The sequence below is a fragment of the Telluria sp. AZSoR62 genome (assembly GCF_058111565.1).
Genome location: NZ_JBYTST010000278.1, coordinates 1 through 277, shown reverse-complemented (window position 1 = coordinate 277; position 277 = coordinate 1). Strand labels below are relative to the sequence as shown.

Sequence of the window (277 nt, the reverse complement as noted above, 5' to 3'; positions counted from 1 at the left end):
ACGGTCCGTACGAGTGGCCGAGTCGCAGGACTGATCGAGGTTGGAGCAGGGTTCCATCCTGATCTGACAGGGCGCGATAACGTTTTTCTGAATGCTGCGATCCTCGGAATGACCGAGAGTGAGACCAAAGCACGTTTCGACTCAATCATTGAGTTCTCCGAAATTGGACAGTTTATCGACACTGAGGTGAAGTTCTATTCCTCGGGGATGTATTTGCGATTAGCTTTTTCAGTGGCCGTCCACACCGACCCTGAAGTATTTCTAATCGATGAAATTC

At 49.5% G+C, this 277-nt stretch carries 1 protein-coding gene; it reads left to right on the top strand.

The features are described from left to right. Positions 1-277, top strand: a 277-nt coding sequence (locus tag AC3XQU_RS23795) for an ABC transporter ATP-binding protein (protein WP_489876601.1), incomplete at both ends; no start/stop codon positions are given.